Consider the following 18,333-nt stretch of genomic DNA (forward strand, 5'->3'; position numbering starts at 1 on the left):
CTTCATTCGGGCGTCATACGCGCCGGACCGTGCTCTGGTTTGAAATCCCCTCGCCGCCAACGCCTGCGACCGCGACCCGACCCTCGTGCCGTCAGAAGGGCATCGGATGGGCGCGATGGACGCTGTTGATCTCGGCCTGAACCTCCTCCGACAGAACCACGTCCTGTGCGGCGAGCGCCCGGTCGAGCTGGTCCATCTCGGAGGCCCCGAAGATCACCGATCCCATGAAGGGCCGCGAACTGGCGAAGGCCAGTGCGAGCACGACGGGGTCGAGGTCATGGCGCCGGGCGATGTCGAGATAGGCCTCGGTCGCCGCCCACATCCTGGGGTTCACCCGGCCCCCCATCGTTTCGTTCACCGCCATGCGGCTGTTTTCGGGGATGGTGCTGCCGCCTTCGTATTTTCCTGTCAGAAGGCCGGTCGCCAGCGGCGAATAGGCGAGGAGCTTCACGTCCTCGTTCGCGCTCAGTTCCGCGAGGTCGCCGTCAAAGCTGCGGCACAGGAGCGAGTATTCGTTCTGGATCGACACCACCTCCGGCGCGCCCATTTCGCGGGCGAGGCGCAGCCAGGTCGCGGTGCCCCAGGCGGTTTCGTTGGACAGGCCGAAGTGGCGCACCTTGCCGGCAGCCACGAGGTCCGACATCGTCTCCAGCACGTCAAGCATATGGGTTTCGGTCTTTGCTTTCGACTGGTTCGACGGGTCGTAGCCCCAGATCTGCCGGAAGTGGTAGGAGCCGCGATCCGGGAAGTGGAGCTGGTAGAGATCCACATAGTCGGTCTGGAGCCGGCGCAGGCTGTCCTCGATGGTCTGGCGGATGATCGTGCCGTCATACCCTTCGGCGCGCACGTTTCCGGATGGTCCGGTGACCTTCGTGGCCAGCACATAGTCGGCGCGCCGCGCCTTGTTGGCCGCGTTCCATGTGCCGATGATCTCTTCCGTGCGGCCGACGGTTTCGCGGGCGACGGGGTTCACGGGATACATTTCCGCTGTGTCGACGAAGGTGACGCCATGGGAGAACGCGTGGTCGATCTGGGCGTGGCCTTCGGCTTCGGTGTTGCGGCGGCCCCAGGTCATCGATCCCAGGCAGAGTTCGCTCACGACCAGCGTGCCGCCGGCCAATTGGTTCATTTTCATGGATTTGTCCCCGGTTCCGGTCTGGGGGGGACCATCGTCGCGGACGCGAGGAAATGCAAGCGGGTCCATCTGAAACATTGAGAACATAAAGGGAACATGCTAGGCCCTCTCCATGCATCACCACCCCGCCATCTTCATGCGCCGTCCGCATCGGCCCGATCCCGGTCAGGGGTTTCTGGGCGGGCTCGCGCTGTCGTTCGGACGGGTGCATGAACTCTGCGGGCCCGCCCGCTGGACCGCCGCGCTCATGGTGGCGCAGGCGATGACGGGCCCGATCCTCTGGGTGCGGCCGGCCTGGGATCACGGGCGGCTTCATGGGGGCGGACTGGCCCGCTTCGTGGACCCCGGCCGGCTGATCTTTGTCGATGCGCCGCGCGTGCCCGACGTGCTCTGGACCCTGGAAGAGGCGTTGCGTTCAGGCGCGGTGCCGCTTGTCGTGGGGGAGTTGCCGGGGCCGGTCGGGTTGACCCCCATGCGCCGGATGCAACTGGCCTGCGAGGCGGGCCTTCCTCCGGGAGAGGCCGAGGCCGGCGGCAGGGGGCTGGGTCTGCTGCTCACCCCCGAAGGGATCAGCCCGGGGGCAGAGAGCCGCTGGCGCATGGCCGCGGCCCACCGGGATGCAGAGGAGGCGGGGGACGCAGAGGGTCAGGCAGACGACCTGTCGCTTCTGGGCTGGACCTTGACCCGCGAGCGTGACCGCAAGCTGCCGCCGCAGAGCTGGCCGGTGGCGATGCGTGCGGAGGGGGCTGTGCTTGCGGCCTCTCCCGACCCGCAGGGGGGCGTCGCATCTGCGCCGGTCGCGTCATGACGCAGGGGCCTGCGACACATACCGATTGAACGAAAAAGACCACAGGCCCCCCGCTTGCGCCCGCCATGGATCGGCCTATAGACGAGCCATGGTGTTTCCCCGCCCGCTCCATATCGGCTTCTCGGCCTTGCTCCTGGCCATCGGTGCTCTTTGCGGATGGCTCCTGAGCCAGACCCCCGTGCCCTTGCCCTATATGTTGGCGAGCCTGATCGTCTCGGCGGCCCTCACCATGGCCTTTCAGCAGCATTTCCCGGCAGGTTACGCTTTTCCGATCAGGTTCCGCCAGCTTTTCGTCGGCGTCATCGGCGTGATGATCGGCGCGCAGGTGCATCCCGACGTGCTGGCCATGATCCCCTCCATGGCGGTGTCTATCCCCATGGTGCTGCTCTTCGTGGTGTTGGCCCACGGTGGAAACTACCTGATCTTCCGGCGGGGCGGCTACGACCGGCCCACGGCCTTTTACTCGGGCTCGCCCGGCGGCTTGATCGAGTCGATCACCTTCGGGGAAGAGGCCGGCGCCGATGTCAGGATCCTCACCCTCATGCAGTTCCTGCGCATCATCGTCGTGGTGTCGATCCTGCCGATCGGCATTTCGATCTACGAGGGCGCGCCTGTCGGATCGGCGGCGGGTCTGGGCGGCAACGGGGCGGTCGCGGATGTCTGGGACGTCATTCTCGCCTGTGGGCTCGCGGTGATCGGGGTCATGGTCGGCGAAGCACTACGCATCCCGGCGGGGCAGCTTGTCGGACCTCTCGCCATCGTGGGCGTGGCCAGCGGCTTCGGCTGGCTCGACCTGACGCTGCCCCCTTGGCTCATCGCCTCGGCGCAGGTGGTGCTGGGGGTCGGGCTGGGCTTGCGGTTTCGCGGCATTACCCGGCGCATGCTGCTGGCCGGCCTCGGTCTGTCCATCTCCTCGGTCTTGATGATGCTGGCGCTCGGCGTCGGCTTTGCCTGTGTCGTGCACTGGCTGACGGGTCTGTCGGTCGAGACCATGATCATCAGCTTCGCCCCCGGCGGCGTGACCGAGATGAGCCTTGTCGCCCTGTCTCTGGCCATGAGCCCCGCCTTCGTGACCATGCATCACCTGATCCGCATCATCGCGACGGTTCTGGAACTCGTGGCGGTGCGCAAGCTGGGCTGGTTGTCCGCCGACTGAGACGGGAGGGGGAGACCGCCTACTTGTTCGACTCGATCCAGCGGCTCATCATCACGGCATCACGGAAACATTCGTCGGGGATCGCGCGGCGCTTGAGGCGTGAGAGCCTCTCGGCGAAGGCTACCTGACGGGAGGTCGCCGCAGATCCGGTCACGCTGGGTCGGGTCCTGTTGCGGTCGATCCAGGACGACAGTGCCTGCCGCGTCTCGAGGCTGCCGCGCGGAATGGCGACGTCGAGTTTGCGCGCGATGGCGCGGGCATAGGTGAGTTGCTTGTCGGTCGGCAGCAAAGGGGTCGCTTCATACATGTTGTGGTCTCCCGTGAGAAAACATCATGATCATGTAAGAACATCAATAGAACATTTGTTCCCGTGTGGCGAGAACATTTTCGTGAACCGCTTTGGGAAAAAGAACAGGCGGCCATGGGCCGCCTGTGCTGAGGGAGCCGCGCCCCGGCTTCGCCGGGTCGCGGCGGCGGGGGGGTTCACCCCCCGGCCCCCAAAGTATTTATGAAGCAGTGAAGATCAGCCGAAGACCTGGGTGAGCGCGCCATCCACGGCATCGGTGATCGCGTCGATATCGGCGGCGGTGGCGATCAGGGCGGGCGAGAAACAGAGCACGTTGTTCAGCCCCGGTACCGACCGGTTCGAGGCGCCGATGATGACGCCCCGCTCGGCGCAGCCCGCGACCACGGCGGCAATCTGGCTTTCGGCGATGGGTTCCTTGCTGTCTCGGTCGAGCACCAGTTCCAGCCCCTGGAAGAGGCCGATGCCGCGCACGTCGCCGATGACCTTGTGGCGCTCTTCAAGTGCCTTGAGGTTCGCGGTCAGCCGCTCGCCCATTTTCGCGGCATTCTCCAAGAGGCCTTCGTCCTCGATGATCCGCATGTTTTCAAGCGCCGCCGCCGGGCCGCCGGTGCAGCCCCCGAAGGTCGAGATGTCGCGGAAGTGGTTGAGGGGATCGGTCGCGTCGTCCTTGAACATGTCGAAGACGCGTTCGGTGGTGACGCAACAGGCGATGGCGGCGTAGCCGGAGGCCACGCCCTTGGCCATGGTCACGAAGTCCGGTTCGATACCGTAGTGCTGGTAGCCGAACCATTTGCCGGTCCGGCCCATGCCGCAGACGACCTCGTCGATGTGGAGCAGCACGTCGTATGTCCGGCAGATCTCCTGCACCCGGTCCCAGTAGCCCGGAGGAGGCGTGATCACGCCGCCGCCTGCCGTGATCGGCTCCAGGCAGAGGCCGCCCACGGTGTCAGGGCCTTCGGCGAGAATGACCTCTTCGATGGCGTCGGCGGCGCGTCGGCCGTATTCTTCCGACGTCAGCCCCTCCCATTGCGCCCGGTATTCCATGCAATGGGGCACCCGGATGAAGTCGGGGGCGAGGGGGCCGTATTGCATCGCGCGCTCGTCCTGACCGCCCGCCGACATCGTGCCGATGGTGCCGCCGTGGTAGTCGCGGTCGCGGTAAAGGATCTTGGTCTTCTTGCCACCATAGCGCTTGTGGGCGATCTGGCGGATCATCTTGAAGGCCTTCTCGTTCGCCTCGGACCCGGAATTGCAATAGTAGACGCGGGTAAGTCCCGGCATCTTCTCGATCAGTTTCTCGGCGAAGATCGCGCCGGGCACGGTGCCCGCCGCCCCGGCGAAGTAGTTCATCTTGACCAGCTGCTCGCGCACGGCATCCGCGATGCTCGTCCGCCCGTAGCCCACGTTCACGGTCCAGACTGCGCCTGACACCGCGTCGATGAATTCGCGGCCCTTCTGGTCCCAGACGCGGATGCCCTTACCCTCCACGATGATGCGCGGCTCGCCGGTCTCGAAGGGTTTGTGCTGCACGAGATGATGCCAGACATGGGCGCGGTCGGCCTCTACCACATGCGAAATATCGTTGTCCGTATAGCCGTCCATCGTCGTCTCCAGAGCTTTTCTTGGGGGCGGTTTTGCCATTTGATCAAAAAACGCTAACGCGACTGACACGCCCTGTCCATGGGGATGCGTGTTCGCCTTGTCGCGGGGGGGAAACTTGCTAGGGTCTGCGCCAATCGAAGGAGCGAGCCGATGCAAGAAATACTTCCGGAAGGCCATGCGGTGCTACGCACGGTGGCCATGCCCGCCGATGTGAACGGCGCGGGCGACATCTTCGGCGGCTGGGTTCTGAGCCAGATGGACATCGCGGCGGGCATCGTCGCGGCGGAACGCGCGCAGGGCAGGGTGGCCACGATCGCGATCGAGGCGATGAAGTTCATCCGTCCTGTGAAGATCGGCGATATCCTGTGCATCTACGGCGACGTGGAGCGGGTCGGGACCACCTCGGTCGCGGTGCGCCTCGACGCCTGGGTGGTGCGCGGGTCTGCGCGGGCCACGGAAAAGGTGACCGAGGGCGTGTTTACCTTCGTGGCGCTCGACGGGGAGGGCAAGAAGCGGCCGGTTGACCAAGGCTGAGCCCCTCGGGCGGCCCGGAACATTCCCTGAACACCTTTCCATCGCAGGCGGCAGGGTCTATCTTGCCCGCCATGAGCAGCTTCGACGATCCCGACTCCTTCTACGCGCCCCAAGGACTGGCCGCCCGCGCCATGGCCGGGGCGCGCGCGGCGCAGGCCACGCCCTATCTCGACGGGCTCAACTCGGCGCAGCGCGATGCGGTCGAGGCGCTGGACGGGCCGGTTCTCATGCTTGCGGGTGCGGGAACGGGGAAGACCAAGGCGCTCACCGCCCGGATCGCGCATCTCTTGACCACCGGGACCGCGCGGCCCAACGAAATTCTCGCCGTGACCTTCACCAACAAGGCCGCGCGGGAGATGAAGAACCGGGTCGGCGCTCTGCTGGGTCAGCCCGCCGAGGGGATGCCGTGGCTCGGCACCTTCCACGCGATCTGCGTGAAGCTCCTGCGCCGTCATGCCGAACTCGTCGGTCTCAAGACAAACTTCACCATCCTCGACACCGACGATCAGGTGCGGCTGATGAAGCAGCTCATTCTCGCCGAGAATATCGATGAGAAACGCTGGCCCGCCCGAATGCTTGCCGGCATCATCGACACTTGGAAGAACCGGGCCTGGACGCCCGAAAACCTGCCTGCCTCGGAAGCGAACGCCTTCAACGACCGGGGGCCTGAGCTTTATGCCGCCTATCAGGCGCGGCTGAAGACGCTCAATGCCTGCGATTTCGGTGACCTGCTCCTCCACATGGTCACGATCTTTTGCGAACACGACGACATCCTGCGACAGTATCAGACGTGGTTTCGGTTCATCCTCGTGGACGAATACCAGGACACCAACGTCGCGCAGTATCTCTGGCTTCGGCTCCTTGCAGGCGCGCACAAGAACATCTGCGTGGTGGGCGACGACGACCAGTCGATCTATGGCTGGCGCGGCGCCGAGGTGGGCAACATCCTGCGGTTCGAGAAGGACTTTCCGGGGGCCAAGGTCGTCCGGCTCGAACAGAACTACCGCTCGACGCATCATATCCTCGAGGCCGCCAACGGCGTGATCCGGGGCAATGCCGACCGGCTGGGCAAGGAGCTGTTCACCGAAGAGGGCGACGGAGAGAAGGTCCGCCTCATCGGACACTGGGACGGCGAGGAAGAGGCCCGCTGGATCGGGGAAGAGATCGAGGCGATGCAGGTCGGCACGCGGGGAATGGAGCCGAAGTCACTCGATGACATGGCCATCCTCGTGCGCGCTTCCCACCAGATGCGCGCCTTCGAGGATCGGTTCCTGACCATCGGTCTGCCTTACCGCGTCATCGGTGGCCCGCGTTTTTACGAGCGGATGGAAATCCGCGATGCCATGGCCTATTTCCGGCTCGCGGTGTCGCCCGACGACGATCTGGCGTTCGAGCGGATCGTGAACACGCCGCGCCGGGGCTTGGGCGACAAGGCGATCCAGACGATCCAGCGCATGGCGCGGGCGCACAACGTGCCGCTGGTGGACGGTGCCGCGAAATGCATCGAGCAGGGCGAGATCAAGGGGAAGGGGGGCAAGGGCCTGACCGACCTTGTCCAAGGTATCTACCGCTGGCACGCCCAGATCCGGGACGAGGCCGATACCCACGTCGAACTGGCCGAGATGATCCTCGAGGAATCTGGCTACAGCGAGCATTGGCAGAACGACAAAACGCCCGAGGCGCCCGGTCGGCTGGAAAACCTCAAGGAACTGGTTAAGGCGCTGGAGGAATTCGAGAACCTGCAGGGCTTTCTCGAACATGTCGCGCTTATCATGGACAACGAGAGCGGCGAGGAGGAAGAGAAGGTCACCATCATGACGCTTCACGCCGCCAAGGGCCTCGAATATCCCGTCGTGTTCCTGCCGGGGTGGGAGGACGGGCTTTTCCCCTCGCAACGCTCGATGGATGAAAGCGGGCTCAAGGGGCTCGAGGAAGAACGCCGCCTTGCCTATGTCGGCATCACGCGGGCCGAGGAGATCTGCACGATCTCTTTTGCCGCGAACCGCCGGGTCTATGGCCAGTGGCAAAGCCAGCTTCCCTCGCGGTTCATCGACGAATTGCCCGAGGCGCACGTGGACGTGCTCACGCCGCCCGGTCTTTACGGCGGTGGCTACGGGGCCGCGGGCAGCTTTGGCGGCGGGATGTCGTCGCTCGAAGAACGCGCGGCGCGGGCAGATGCCTACAATTCGCCCGGCTGGCGCAGGATGCAGAGCCGGCAGCCCGAACGCTCCATGGCCAGCCCGAACGAGGCGCGGGGTCTGACGATCAACGCTACGGCGGTGTCGTCCTTCACGCAAGGCGACCGCATCTTTCACCAGAAGTTCGGCTATGGCTACGTGATGGGCATCGAGGGCGACAAGCTCGACATCGAGTTCGAACATGCCGGGTCGAAGAAGATCGTCGCGAAATTCGTGGTGGCCGCTGAACGCGCGGGCGGTGACGTCGCGGATGACGATGTGCCGTTCTAGAACGGCACGCCAGCAAACCTTTCGAATGAACCTGATCCCGCGCCTTCGGTGCGCAGGAGGGGTATTCGGCCGCCCTGATCCCCCGGAAAAACGAAAAACGGTGACGCCTGGGAGGAGGTAGGCGCCACCGTTCTTGCAAGCAATCGGTCTCAGGGAGGAGGAAGAGACCTTTCGCATATGTCCGGGTTTCCCCGGTATGTTCGCCCTTGGCCCCAGGGAGGAGGAGGGGCTACGGGCCACGGTCGCCTCGGGAGGAGGTGAGGCTTCCGATCTCTGGCCTGAGATCGCAACCCTCCAGGGAGGAGGAAGGAGGGTCGCTCTCAGGTCTCGGACGCTTCAGGGAGGAGGAAGAAGCGCCCGAATTGTGGGCCCCTCGGCGTCAGGGAGGAGGAAGACGCCATCGGGGCCATCGAAACGTCTCAGGGAGGAGGAGAGACGCTCCGAAATTGGGGACCCGGTGCGCGTCAGGGAGGAGGAGACGCTGTCCGGGTCATCGGCCCGCCTCAGGGAGGAGGAGAAGCGGACCGAAACTGTGGGCCCCTGGCGTCGGGAGGAGGATGACGCCGTCGGGGCCATCGAAACGCCTCAGGGAGGAGGAAGAGGCGTTTCGAAATTGGGGGCCCCTAGGCGTCAGGGAGGAGGAGACGCTGTCAGGGCCATCGGGAAACCTCAGGGAGGAGGAGAGGTTCCCCGAAAACTGTTATTTCCCGTAGGCCGCTTCGCGGGCGATGAACGGGATTTCGGCGCGCGAGATGCCGAGGTCGGCGAGATCGCGGTTGTCGAGGGCGCGCAGTTCAGCGACGGTGCGGTTGAAAACCTTGCGCTGTGCGCGGGCCTCGGAGATTGCCTTGAACACGGCCGACACGCGGTCGGAGAAGGTGCCAGCGGTGCGGATATCAGTTGCGTATGCCATGTGCTCGTCTCTTTCTTCAGCTTGGGCCCGTTCGGGCCCGGGATCGCGCCGTTCCTGGCGCTTACGGCGCGGGGTCGTTCCCCGCTTCGGTTGAGGTGAATTTGGCGGTTATGCTGCACCTGCACAATCCGACCTTTGCTCAACGCCGCCATGCAGCAATTGCATAACGCATGCTGACCTAATTAATTGCCATTCTTTTCAGCCGGATAGTCCGTATTTCGCCCCCCGAGAGGCAGAAAATCGACCCGAAAAAGTTGACCGAAGGTAAGCGAAACCGCGTCATTTAGGTCACAGAACGGGGCGAGAACGGCCAAAATAATTCGGCGAGCGAAAAAAATAGGCCGCAGGTGTTTGGGCGATTCCGCGCGAAATGGGCAAATGCCCACCTGATGTGAGTCGCCCTGAGACGGATGCGCCAACAGGGGGCGAAACGGCACGGCGCATTGAAGCCCGGCGGGGGGCATGCCACATAGCGCCACAGGCAGAGGTGGCCTAAGCGCCCCTCATGAAGGAGGCCCCCATGGCGATCACCCGTGACCAGATCCACTCTTCTTTGTCCAGCGTTGCGCTGCCCGACGGTGGCGACCTCGTCTCGCGCGACATGGTGCGTGCGCTGACGGTGGAGGGCGGGACGGTAAGCTTCGTGATCGAGGCGCCCTCGCCGGACGCGGCCGGCAAGATGGAGCCCCTGCGCCGCGCCGCCGAAGACGCGGTGCGCAGCCTGCCCGGTGTCGACAAGGTGACCGTCATCCTGACCGCACATGGTCCTTCGGCCAAGAAACCGGCTGGCGATGCGCCCAACCTTCGCGTCGGCGGCCATCCCAAGCCCCAGGCGGGCCCCATGGCGATCCCGGGCGTCGCGCGCGTCATCGCGGTGGCGTCGGGGAAGGGGGGTGTCGGTAAATCCACCGTGTCCTCGAACCTCGCCGTGGCGCTGGCTGCGGCCGGTCGCCGCGTCGGGCTGCTCGACGCCGACATCCTCGGCCCGTCGCAGGCGCTCATGATGGGCATCACCGAGAAGCCGACCTCCTCGGACGGCAAGAACCTCGATCCCGTTTCGGGGCATGGGGTCAAGGTGATGTCGGTCGGCATGATCGTCGATCCGGATCAGGCGGTCGTCTGGCGCGGTCCGATGCTCATGGGCACGCTTCAGCAATTCGCCTTTCAGGTAAACTGGGGCGATCTCGATGTGCTGATCGTCGATCTGCCGCCGGGCACGGGCGATGTGCAACTCACGCTTGCCCAGAAGGTCGAGATGACCGGCGCGCTGGTGGTGTCCACGCCTCAGGACGTGGCGCTGCTCGACGCGCACAAGGCCATCGACATGTTCGGCAAAGTCAATGTCCCGATCCTCGGGCTGATCGAGAACATGTCCTCTTATATATGTCCCCAATGTGGGCACGAGGCGCACCTCTTCGGGCATGGCGGCGTCGCGGAAGAAGCGCGCCGCGTCGGCGCCCCCCTTCTGGCACAGCTTCCGTTGTCGCTGGATGTGCGCCTTGCCGGTGACGCGGGCGTGCCTGTCGCCCTAACCGAAGGCGCCGTGGGGGAGGCTTATCGTGCACTCGCGACCGACCTCGTGGCGCGCGGGATCGCTTGACAGACTCGGGTGCCGCGCTCCTCTCTGACGGGGGAGGGCGCGCGCATGCCGAAGATCAGAACCTGCCTCTGGTATGATGGCGACGGCGAAGAGGCCGCGCATTTCTATGTCTCGCTCATCCCCGGCTCCGAGATTACGTCGGTCGTGCCGGGGCCGGGTGGCCGCGCGCTCCTGGTCGATTTCACGCTGGCGGGTGTGCCCTATCAGGCCCTGAACGGCGGCCCGATGTACAAGGCCTCGCCCGCGGCCTCGATCGTCGTGATGACCGAGGATCAGGCCGAAACCGATCGCTTGTGGGAAGCTCTGGTCGCCAATGGCGGACAGGAAAGCCGCTGCGCCTGGTGCATCGACCGCTTCGGGGTGAGCTGGCAGGTGGTCCCGCGTGACTTGCCGCGGTATCTCGGCGGAGATGACCTGGCCGCAGCCGGGCGCGCGACGCGGGCCATGATGTCCATGTCGAAGATCGACATCGCCGCGATCAAGGCTGCCTACGAAGGTCGCTAGGCGGATCGTTCCGGGAAACCATGGGAACGGGCCCGCTTGTCGACCGTGCCATGGGAAATCGTGGGACAAATGTGGTCCCGTCCCTGTTCACACCAGCGAGACTGCGAATCAACGGTCCGTGATTCGGCTTGAATCGGCCGGATTCGGCCCAAAATCCGGCTTCGGAGCGCAAGGCTAAGGCTCAGAAAATCGGAACTTACGCCTTCTGTTCGCGTTTTCTGGGAAATCGTGGGAAATTTTTCAGCCGCGATATACCGTCTATATATTGCGTTCTATGGCGTCGGTTTGCCTATCAGCGGTATTTCGTTCTCGTCTCGTTCCCACAAGATGTTGTTCTGACTGGGTGCGCCGGACAGTATCTTGGGCATTCGGGCCAACATTTTCCATTGCTTCCCATAAATTCCCATGGCATCCCTGTAACCACGATGAGGACGGGACATAACGGGGCGACAAAGAACCCCAGAAACAACTCCCAAGTCAGGTTTCATACAGGCACCCCGCTTCATCAGAACAAAGAGATCCGGCGCGTTCGCGAGCAGACATCCCCCCAGGTGGCGCACGTGATCGGACGAACCCAGAGATGGGACGAGGGCGGCGGATTGAGCAGTGGCAGCAGCTCGATCCGCCGTTTCCGTTCCGGGCGGTAGGTGAAACGAGGGACTAAGGAGCCGCGCAAGTGGCCAGAGTTTTCAGAGGCGAAGGGCTCCACAAGGTGGACGCGAAGGGCAGGGTCTCGATCCCGGCCCTGTTTCGCCGTACTCTCGAAGCCGCTGACCCGGACTGGACCGAAGGTCTCAACCCCAACCTTGTGATCGTTTACGGCGATCACCGCCAGAATCACCTCGAATGTTTCTCCATGGAGGCGATCGCCGAAGTGGACGCACGCATCAACAGGATGAAGCGCGGCTCGCGCGAGCGGCGCATGGCCGAACGTCTGATCACCGGGAAATCACTGCCCACCTCGGTCGACGAAACCGGGCGTCTCGTGCTGCCCGCGAAGCTGCGCCAGAAGATCGGGCTTGAGGGCGACGCCTACTTCATCGCTTCGGGCGATACCTTCCAGATCTGGAACCCGGCTACATATGAAGCCGAAGAAGCCGCCGACACCGAAAGCTGGCTCGACGACCAGGACGAGGATTTCGACATCTTCTCGATCCTGCCAGAGGACGAAGCGTGATGATGGCCGCTGCCGCCGCCCGTTCCGACGACCCGCATATCCCCGTCCTGCTGCGCCCGCTTCTCGAGCATGTGGCGCCGGTCGAAGGGGTGTGGATCGACGGGACCTTCGGGGCGGGGGGCTATGCGCGCGGGCTTGTGTCCGCTGGCGCGGACAAGGTCATCGGCATCGACCGCGATCCGCTCGCCCATGAGATGGCGGCGGGGTGGCTGCGCGATTTCGCGGGGCGGATCGACCTGCGCCTCGGCACGTTCTCCGACATGGACGAAATCGCCGGCGCACCCGTCGATGGTGTCGTGCTCGACCTTGGCGTCTCGTCGATGCAGCTCGACCTGGCCGAGCGTGGCTTCAGCTTCCAGAAGGACGGACCTCTCGACATGCGGATGAGCCAGTCCGGCCCCTCCGCCGCCGACCTCGTCAATGAGGCGAGCGAGGAGGAGCTGGCCGATATCCTCTATCACTACGGCGAGGAACGCGCCGCGCGCCGGATCGCGAAGAATATCGTGCGCACGCGGACGACCGCGCCCTATCGCACCACGCTCGAGCTTGCCGAGACCATCGCGAAATCGCTGCCCCGCCCCAAGCCGGGCCAGAGCCATCCCGCCACGCGGAGCTTTCAGGCCATCCGGATCGCGGTCAACGACGAGTTCATGCAACTGGCGCTCGGGCTCGAAGCTGCCGAACGCGCTCTGAAACCCGGCGGCAAGCTCGCGGTCGTGACCTTCCATTCGCTCGAGGACCGGGTGGTGAAGCGTTACTTGCAACTGGCGGCCTCCGAAGGGGGCGGCGGCAATCGCTACGCCCCCGAACCCGAGGCCCAGACCCCGCGCTTCGACCTGACCCCGCGCCGCGCCATCGGGCCGGATGAAGACGAGCTGGCCACCAACCCCCGTGCCCGGTCGGCACGTCTGCGTGTCGCGACCCGCACCGCGGCCCCGGCCGAAACTGTCGACCGTTCTCAACTGGGCCTGCCTGCGCCCGTTTTTCGAGGCTGATCAGAATGGTGCGTTCGATCGTCTACATCTTCGCGACCCTCGCCGTGGTCGGCCTGGGGTATTGGGCCTACCACGAGAACTACAAGACCCAGGACAGCCTGAACGAGGTTGCCGCCCTCCAACGCGATATCGGCCGGATGCGCGAGGAATTGGTCGTGCTGCGCGCCGAGTGGGCCTATCTCAACCGCCCCGACCGGCTGAGCGAATTGGTCTTGATGAACTTCGACCGGCTCGGGCTTCTGCCGCTGGCCCCAGAGCAGTTCGGTCGCGTCGATCAGGTCGCCTATCCGCAGCCCGAGGCCTTGCCCTTCCTGCCTGCCGCCGACGCCATCGACGTGCAGGGCGCCATCGACATGGCACTGGAGGGACTGGACGACATCGGCACCCAGGCGACCGAAGGGGAGAGATTTCCATGACCCGGGTTCCGCTGCGCCCGCTTGCCCGTATCCTCGACGCCCGTGCCAAGGGCGACGATCCCGACGCCATCGAGCGCGAGAACAAGCACCTGCGTCATGAGGAAATGCGCGACCGGGCCCGGCTTCGCGCCGAAGGGCGGCTTCTGGTGCTCGCCGCGCTCTTCTTCTGCGCCTTCATCACCGTGGGCGTCAGGATGGGGATGCTCTCGGCGACCGAACCGCAGGAGCCGCGCGCGCAGGTCGGCGGCGCCCAGATCGTCGCGACCCGGGGCGACATCATCGACCGCAACGGCAATCTTCTGGCCACGAACCTACTGACGCATGCGCTCTATGCCCAGCCGCCCCAGATGGTGGACCCGGCAAGGGCGGCGAAGGAGCTGGTCGCGATCTTCCCGGATCTGAAGGAGGAAAAGCTCCTCGCGGATTTCACGGGTAAGCGCAAGTTCCTGTGGATCAAGAAGAAAATCAGCCCGGAGCAGCTTCAGGCCGTGCATGACATCGGCGAGCCGGGGCTTCTTTTCGCGCCGCGCGAGATGCGCCTTTATCCAAATGGTGCGATTGCCTCGCATGTGCTTGGCGGCGCGCGATTCGGCAACGAAGGTGTCCACGCGGCCGAGCTCGTCGGCACGGCGGGCATCGAACGGGCGATGAACGAACGGCTGAGCGATCCCGCGCAGGCGGGTGAGCCGCTGATGCTCACCCTCGATCTCACGGTGCAGGCGGCGGTCGAGCGCGTGCTGGCCGGCGGGATGCAGATGATGGGGGCCAAGGGTGCCGCGGCCGTGCTGATGGACGTGCACACCGGCGAGATCGTCTCCATTGCCTCGCTGCCCGACTTCGACCCCAACGACCGCCCGAACCCGCTGACCCAAGGCCAGCCGTCCGACAGCCCGCTCTTCAACCGGGCGGTTCAAGGGGTCTATGAACTGGGGTCGACCTTCAAGATTTTCGCTTCAGCGCAGGCGCTCGAGCTTGGTCTCGTCACGCCTGATACGATGATCAACACGCGCGGCCCGCTCGTCTGGGGCAAGCACCGGATCCGCGACTTCCACGACTACGGTGCCCAGCTTTCCGTCTCCGACGTCATCGTGATGTCGTCGAACATCGGGACCGCGAACCTCGCCAAGATGATCGGCGTGTCGCGCCAGCAGCAGTTCCTCGACTCGCTCGGGTTCTTCCAACCGACGCCCGTGGAACTGGTCGAAGCGACCGGCGCGAAACCGCTCCTGCCGCCGAACTGGTCGGAGCTATCCACCATTACCATCTCCTACGGCCACGGGCTGTCCGCCTCGCCCCTGCATCTCGCGACCGCCTATTCCTCGATCCTGAACGGCGGAACGCGCGTGACGCCAACGCTCCTTCGCGCCCAGACGCCCACGCTGGGGCCGCGCGTCGTGTCCGACCTCACCTCGGCCCAGACGCGCGAGATGTTGCGCCTTGTCGTCTCGTCGCCCGATGGCACGGCGAGCTTCGGCGAGGTTCCCGGCTACAACGTGGGCGGCAAGACCGGGACCGCGAACAAACCGCGGCCCACGGGCGGCTATTATGACGACAAGGTGATCGGCACCTTCGCGAGCGTCTTCCCCGCAGACGACCCGCAATACGTGCTGGTGGTCGCACTGGACGAGCCGCAAATCTTCATGGCAGGCGAGATGCGCCGCACCGCAGGCTACACGGCGGTCCCTGTCGCCGCCGAAATCATCAAGCGCGTCGCGCCGCTCCTGGGGCTCAAGCCCGAGATTGAACCCCTTGCCCCGATGGGTGTAACACTCACCTCGAACTGATCATTGGGGGCACTATGGCGGCGCGAGACAAGACTTCGACACTCTCGGCGCTCGGGCTGACGGCCCAGCACGGGCGCGACGTGGTCGTGACGGGCCTGGCCGTGGACAGCCGCGACGTGCGTGACGGGTACCTCTTTGCGGCCTTGCCCGGGGCGCGCGTGCATGGCGCGGAGTTCATCGAATATGCCCTGCGACAGGGTGCCGGTGCCGTCCTGACCGACCGGGAGGGCGCGAAGATCGCGGCCGAGCTGCTGGAAGCCTCGGAAGCCGCGCTGGTCGTCACGCAGGATCCGCGCGCGGCGCTGTCCTTTGCCGCCGCGCTCTGGTTCGGCGCCCAGCCCGAGACCATGGTCGCCGTCACCGGGACGAACGGAAAGACCTCGGTCGCCACCTTTACGAGGCAGATCTGGTCCGAGCTTGGGCAACTGGCGGTGAACATCGGCACCACCGGCGTGGAAGGGGCCTTCTCGGCGCCGTCGCCGCACACGACGCCGGAACCCATCACGCTCCACCGTCTGCTCGCGCAGATGGCGGGCGAGGGCGTGACCCATGCCGCCATGGAGGCTTCGTCCCACGGGCTCGACCAGCGGCGGCTCGAGGGCGTCCATCTCGCGGCGGCGGGGTTCACGAACTTCACGCAGGATCACCTCGACTATCATGAGAGTTTCGAGGCCTATTTCGCCGCCAAGGCGCGGCTTTTCACCCGCGTCCTGCCCGATGACGGCGTTGCGGTGATCAATGTCGATGACCCGCGCGGGCGCGAGCTTGAAGAAATCGCGATCGCGCGAGGGCAGGAAGTCATCTCGATCGGGCGGAGCGAAGATTGCACACTGCAACTCACCTCGCAGCGTTATTCCGCGACCGGGCAGGACATTCGGTTTCTCTACAACGGTCGCGCCCAGACCGCGCATCTGGACCTTATCGGCGGGTTTCAGGCCGAAAATGTTCTGGTCGCGGCGGGGCTTGCCATCGCGTCAGGGTCGGACCCCGACGAGGTGTTCCAGACCTTCCCCTATCTCGCCACCGTGCGGGGGCGTATGCAACTGGCCGCGCGGCGCGACACCGGCGCGAGCGTCTTCGTCGACTACGCCCACACGCCCGACGCAATCGCCACGGCGCTCGAGGCGCTGCGCCCCCATGTCATGGGCAAGATCGTCTGCGTTTTTGGTGCGGGCGGCGACCGGGACAAAACCAAGCGGCGGCTCATGGGCGAGGCAGCGCGCGACTATGCCGATGTCATCATCGTGACCGACGACAACCCGCGCACGGAAGACGCGGCCTCGATCCGGGCCATGGTGCTCGAGGGCTGTCCCGAGGCAAATGAAGTCGGCGACCGGGCCGAGGCCATTCTGCGCGGTGTGGACATGCTGGACCCCGGCGACGCGCTTCTCATCGCGGGCAAGGGGCACGAGACCGGACAGATCGTGGGCGAGGACGTGCTGCCCTTTGACGACGCCGAACAGGCGAGCGTGGCGGTTGCCGCGCTTGAGGGACGTCTCGCATGAGCCTCTGGACCGCGGCAGAGGCCGCACATGCCACCGGTGGACAGGCGGTCGGCAACTGGTCCGTGTCCGGCGTCTCCATCGATACGCGCACGCTTGCGGCGGGCGATCTGTTCGTCGCGCTGAAGGATGCGCGCGACGGTCATGACTTCGTGGCGCAGGCGCTGTCCAGGGGAGCAGGGGCCGCGCTCGTGTCGCGCATTCCCGAGGGCGTGAAATCCGATGCGCCGCTTCTCATTGTGGACGACGTGCTTCAGGCCCTGGAGCGGCTGGGCGCGGCCGGTCGCAAGCGCGTTCAGGGCCGCGTGGTCGCGGTCACCGGGTCGGTGGGCAAGACCTCGACCAAGGAAATGCTGCGTACGGTGCTGGGCCGGCAGGGCCGCTGCCACGCCGCCGAGGCGAGCTACAACAATCATTGGGGCGTGCCGCTGACGCTGGCCCGGATGCCGGTCGAGACCGATTTCGCCGTCATCGAGATCGGCATGAACCACCCCGGAGAGATCGCGCCGCTCGCGCGGCTGGCGCGTCCGAACGTGGCCATCGTCACCACGGTTGCCGCCGCCCATCTCGAAGCTTTCGAGAATGTCGAAGGCATCGCACGCGAAAAGGCGTCGATCTTCGACGGGCTCGAGCCCGCGGGCGTCGCCATCGTGAACGGGGATCTCGACGTGTCGCCGCTCCTCGTCGCGCGCGCCATCGAACGGGCCGGCCGGTTCGAAACCTTCGGGGAGCGGGGCGGCAACACGCTGTGCCTGACCCATGTCAACCTCACGGGCGAGGCGACCGTGCTTCAGGCCCGCATCGGCGGGATCGACCACCTCATCAGGCTGTCGACCTCTGGTCGCCACTTCGCGATGAACGCCCTTGCGGTCCTCGGCGCAGTCCGGGCGCTGGGTGGTGACGTGACGCTCGCGGCACGCGACCTCGCGCTCTGGGGGCCGCCCTCGGGTCGGGGCACGCGAGAGGAAGTCCTCCTCGATCCGGTCGAGCATTACGCGATCACCCTCATCGACGACGCTTTCAACGCCAATCCCACCTCCGTGGCGGCGGCGCTCGAGGTGCTGGCCGCGACGCCGCCCACCGACGGCATCGGCCGGGTCGCGCGGGGCCGCCGGCTTGCGATACTCGGGGACATGCTGGAACTCGGTCCGGACGAGACCGCGATGCACCGCGACCTCGCAGATCTGAGCCATTTCGACGACATCGACGTGGTCCACTGCGTCGGCACCCGGATGCGCGCCCTGTGGGAACGGCTGCCGGCCGACCAGCAGGGCCAATGGACCGAGACGGCCGAGGCGATGGCCGCCGAGGTCCGACACCTCATCGACGCGGGCGATGTCCTGCTTATCAAGGGGTCCAAGGGCTCTTACGTGAGCCGCGTGGTTGACGCGGTGAGGAAACTGGGCCATCCGCAGGGCGTCTAGGGACAGAC

Annotated in this window: 16 protein-coding genes; 12 read left to right on the forward strand and 4 right to left on the reverse strand. The window is 65.5% G+C overall.

The window, feature by feature from the left end; translation table 11 throughout:
• Nucleotides 1-91 precede the first annotated feature (91 nt).
• The gene (locus KJP29_RS10120) at nt 92-1,135 is read right to left on the reverse strand and encodes an aldo/keto reductase (RefSeq protein WP_218463442.1); all 1,044 of its coding nucleotides are present in this window, start codon (nt 1,133-1,135) and stop codon (nt 92-94) included.
• Between the two features lie 112 nt (nt 1,136-1,247).
• Between KJP29_RS10120 and KJP29_RS10125 the strand changes: the two genes are divergently transcribed.
• Nucleotides 1,248-1,943, forward strand: a complete 696-nt coding sequence (locus KJP29_RS10125; RefSeq protein ID WP_255553543.1) for an ImuA family protein — start codon at nt 1,248-1,250, stop codon at nt 1,941-1,943.
• Between the two features lie 88 nt (nt 1,944-2,031).
• A complete protein-coding gene (locus tag KJP29_RS10130) occupies nt 2,032-3,099 on the forward strand; it encodes an AbrB family transcriptional regulator (RefSeq protein ID WP_218463443.1) in 1,068 nt (355 codons plus the stop codon).
• 19 nt (nt 3,100-3,118) lie between these two features.
• Here KJP29_RS10130 and KJP29_RS10135 read toward each other — a convergent pair whose 3' ends face one another.
• Complete coding sequence (locus tag KJP29_RS10135; protein ID WP_218463444.1) at nt 3,119-3,406, reverse strand: hypothetical protein; 288 nt, start codon at nt 3,404-3,406, stop codon at nt 3,119-3,121.
• 216 nt (nt 3,407-3,622) lie between these two features.
• Nucleotides 3,623-5,008: an aspartate aminotransferase family protein gene (locus tag KJP29_RS10140; protein WP_218463445.1), complete on the reverse strand. Its 1,386-nt coding sequence runs from the start codon at nt 5,006-5,008 to the stop codon at nt 3,623-3,625.
• Nucleotides 5,009-5,158: 150 nt separating this feature from the next.
• Between KJP29_RS10140 and KJP29_RS10145 the strand changes: the two genes are divergently transcribed.
• Together KJP29_RS10145 and KJP29_RS10150 are read left to right on the forward strand one after the other, a co-directional pair.
• Nucleotides 5,159-5,542 (forward strand): acyl-CoA thioesterase, encoded by a 384-nt coding sequence (locus KJP29_RS10145; protein WP_218463446.1) that lies wholly within the window; start codon nt 5,159-5,161, stop codon nt 5,540-5,542.
• 71 nt (nt 5,543-5,613) lie between these two features.
• Nucleotides 5,614-8,010, forward strand: a complete 2,397-nt coding sequence (locus KJP29_RS10150; RefSeq protein ID WP_218463447.1) for an ATP-dependent helicase — start codon at nt 5,614-5,616, stop codon at nt 8,008-8,010.
• Nucleotides 8,011-8,710: 700 nt separating this feature from the next.
• On the opposite strand, the gene KJP29_RS10155 is transcribed toward KJP29_RS10150, so the two are convergent.
• Nucleotides 8,711-8,923: a DUF1127 domain-containing protein gene (locus tag KJP29_RS10155; RefSeq protein WP_218463448.1), complete on the reverse strand. Its 213-nt coding sequence runs from the start codon at nt 8,921-8,923 to the stop codon at nt 8,711-8,713.
• A gap of 520 nt (nt 8,924-9,443) precedes the next feature.
• Here KJP29_RS10155 and KJP29_RS10160 point away from each other — a divergent pair.
• The 8 genes from KJP29_RS10160 to murF all read left to right on the forward strand — a co-directional run bounded on the left by KJP29_RS10160 (nt 9,444) and on the right by murF (nt 18,325).
• Nucleotides 9,444-10,523: an Mrp/NBP35 family ATP-binding protein gene (locus KJP29_RS10160; RefSeq protein WP_218463449.1), complete on the forward strand. Its 1,080-nt coding sequence runs from the start codon at nt 9,444-9,446 to the stop codon at nt 10,521-10,523.
• Between the two features lie 45 nt (nt 10,524-10,568).
• Entirely contained in the window at nt 10,569-11,027 is a 459-nt protein-coding gene (locus KJP29_RS10165; RefSeq protein WP_218463450.1) for a VOC family protein, read from the forward strand.
• Nucleotides 11,028-11,703: 676 nt separating this feature from the next.
• Nucleotides 11,704-12,204 carry a division/cell wall cluster transcriptional repressor MraZ gene (gene mraZ / locus KJP29_RS10170; protein WP_218463451.1) on the forward strand — a complete coding sequence of 167 codons (501 nt, stop codon included), beginning with the start codon at nt 11,704-11,706 and terminating at the stop codon, nt 12,202-12,204.
• A complete protein-coding gene (gene rsmH / locus KJP29_RS10175; RefSeq protein ID WP_218463452.1) occupies nt 12,204-13,199 on the forward strand; it encodes a 16S rRNA (cytosine(1402)-N(4))-methyltransferase RsmH in 996 nt (331 codons plus the stop codon). Before mraZ ends, rsmH begins: the two co-directional genes overlap by 1 nt.
• 8 nt (nt 13,200-13,207) lie before the next feature.
• Nucleotides 13,208-13,615 carry a cell division protein FtsL gene (locus KJP29_RS10180; RefSeq protein ID WP_370630888.1) on the forward strand — a complete coding sequence of 136 codons (408 nt, stop codon included), beginning with the start codon at nt 13,208-13,210 and terminating at the stop codon, nt 13,613-13,615.
• Nucleotides 13,612-15,399 (forward strand): penicillin-binding protein 2, encoded by a 1,788-nt coding sequence (locus tag KJP29_RS10185; RefSeq protein WP_218463454.1) that lies wholly within the window; start codon nt 13,612-13,614, stop codon nt 15,397-15,399. The genes KJP29_RS10180 and KJP29_RS10185 overlap by 4 nt, the downstream gene beginning before the upstream one ends.
• A gap of 14 nt (nt 15,400-15,413) precedes the next feature.
• Entirely contained in the window at nt 15,414-16,904 is a 1,491-nt protein-coding gene (locus tag KJP29_RS10190) for a UDP-N-acetylmuramoyl-L-alanyl-D-glutamate--2,6-diaminopimelate ligase (protein ID WP_218463455.1), read from the forward strand.
• A complete protein-coding gene (gene murF, locus KJP29_RS10195; RefSeq protein ID WP_218463456.1) occupies nt 16,901-18,325 on the forward strand; it encodes a UDP-N-acetylmuramoyl-tripeptide--D-alanyl-D-alanine ligase in 1,425 nt (474 codons plus the stop codon). The genes KJP29_RS10190 and murF overlap by 4 nt, the downstream gene beginning before the upstream one ends.
• The last annotated feature ends 8 nt before the right edge of the window (nt 18,326-18,333 follow it).

Origin of the sequence: Maritimibacter sp. DP1N21-5, from assembly GCF_019218295.1 — a bacterium.
Taxonomy (GTDB): Bacteria; Pseudomonadota; Alphaproteobacteria; order Rhodobacterales; family Rhodobacteraceae; genus Maritimibacter.

What these genes read in the sequence shown, in the direction of transcription:
- KJP29_RS10140 (WP_218463445.1), bottom strand. Translation starts at nt 5,008, where the DNA reads ATGGACGGCTATACGGACAACGATATTTCGCATGTGGTAGAGGCCGAC.
- KJP29_RS10130 (WP_218463443.1), top strand. Translation starts at nt 2,032, where the DNA reads ATGGTGTTTCCCCGCCCGCTCCATATCGGCTTCTCGGCCTTGCTCCTG.
- KJP29_RS10160 (WP_218463449.1), top strand. Translation starts at nt 9,444, where the DNA reads ATGGCGATCACCCGTGACCAGATCCACTCTTCTTTGTCCAGCGTTGCG.
- KJP29_RS10165 (WP_218463450.1), top strand. Translation starts at nt 10,569, where the DNA reads ATGCCGAAGATCAGAACCTGCCTCTGGTATGATGGCGACGGCGAAGAG.
- KJP29_RS10125 (WP_255553543.1), top strand. Translation starts at nt 1,248, where the DNA reads ATGCATCACCACCCCGCCATCTTCATGCGCCGTCCGCATCGGCCCGAT.
- rsmH (WP_218463452.1), top strand. Translation starts at nt 12,204, where the DNA reads ATGATGGCCGCTGCCGCCGCCCGTTCCGACGACCCGCATATCCCCGTC.
- murF (WP_218463456.1), top strand. Translation starts at nt 16,901, where the DNA reads ATGAGCCTCTGGACCGCGGCAGAGGCCGCACATGCCACCGGTGGACAG.
- KJP29_RS10145 (WP_218463446.1), top strand. Translation starts at nt 5,159, where the DNA reads ATGCAAGAAATACTTCCGGAAGGCCATGCGGTGCTACGCACGGTGGCC.
- KJP29_RS10135 (WP_218463444.1), bottom strand. Translation starts at nt 3,406, where the DNA reads ATGTATGAAGCGACCCCTTTGCTGCCGACCGACAAGCAACTCACCTAT.
- KJP29_RS10120 (WP_218463442.1), bottom strand. Translation starts at nt 1,135, where the DNA reads ATGAAAATGAACCAATTGGCCGGCGGCACGCTGGTCGTGAGCGAACTC.
- KJP29_RS10155 (WP_218463448.1), bottom strand. Translation starts at nt 8,923, where the DNA reads ATGGCATACGCAACTGATATCCGCACCGCTGGCACCTTCTCCGACCGC.
- KJP29_RS10150 (WP_218463447.1), top strand. Translation starts at nt 5,614, where the DNA reads ATGAGCAGCTTCGACGATCCCGACTCCTTCTACGCGCCCCAAGGACTG.
- KJP29_RS10185 (WP_218463454.1), top strand. Translation starts at nt 13,612, where the DNA reads ATGACCCGGGTTCCGCTGCGCCCGCTTGCCCGTATCCTCGACGCCCGT.
- KJP29_RS10190 (WP_218463455.1), top strand. Translation starts at nt 15,414, where the DNA reads ATGGCGGCGCGAGACAAGACTTCGACACTCTCGGCGCTCGGGCTGACG.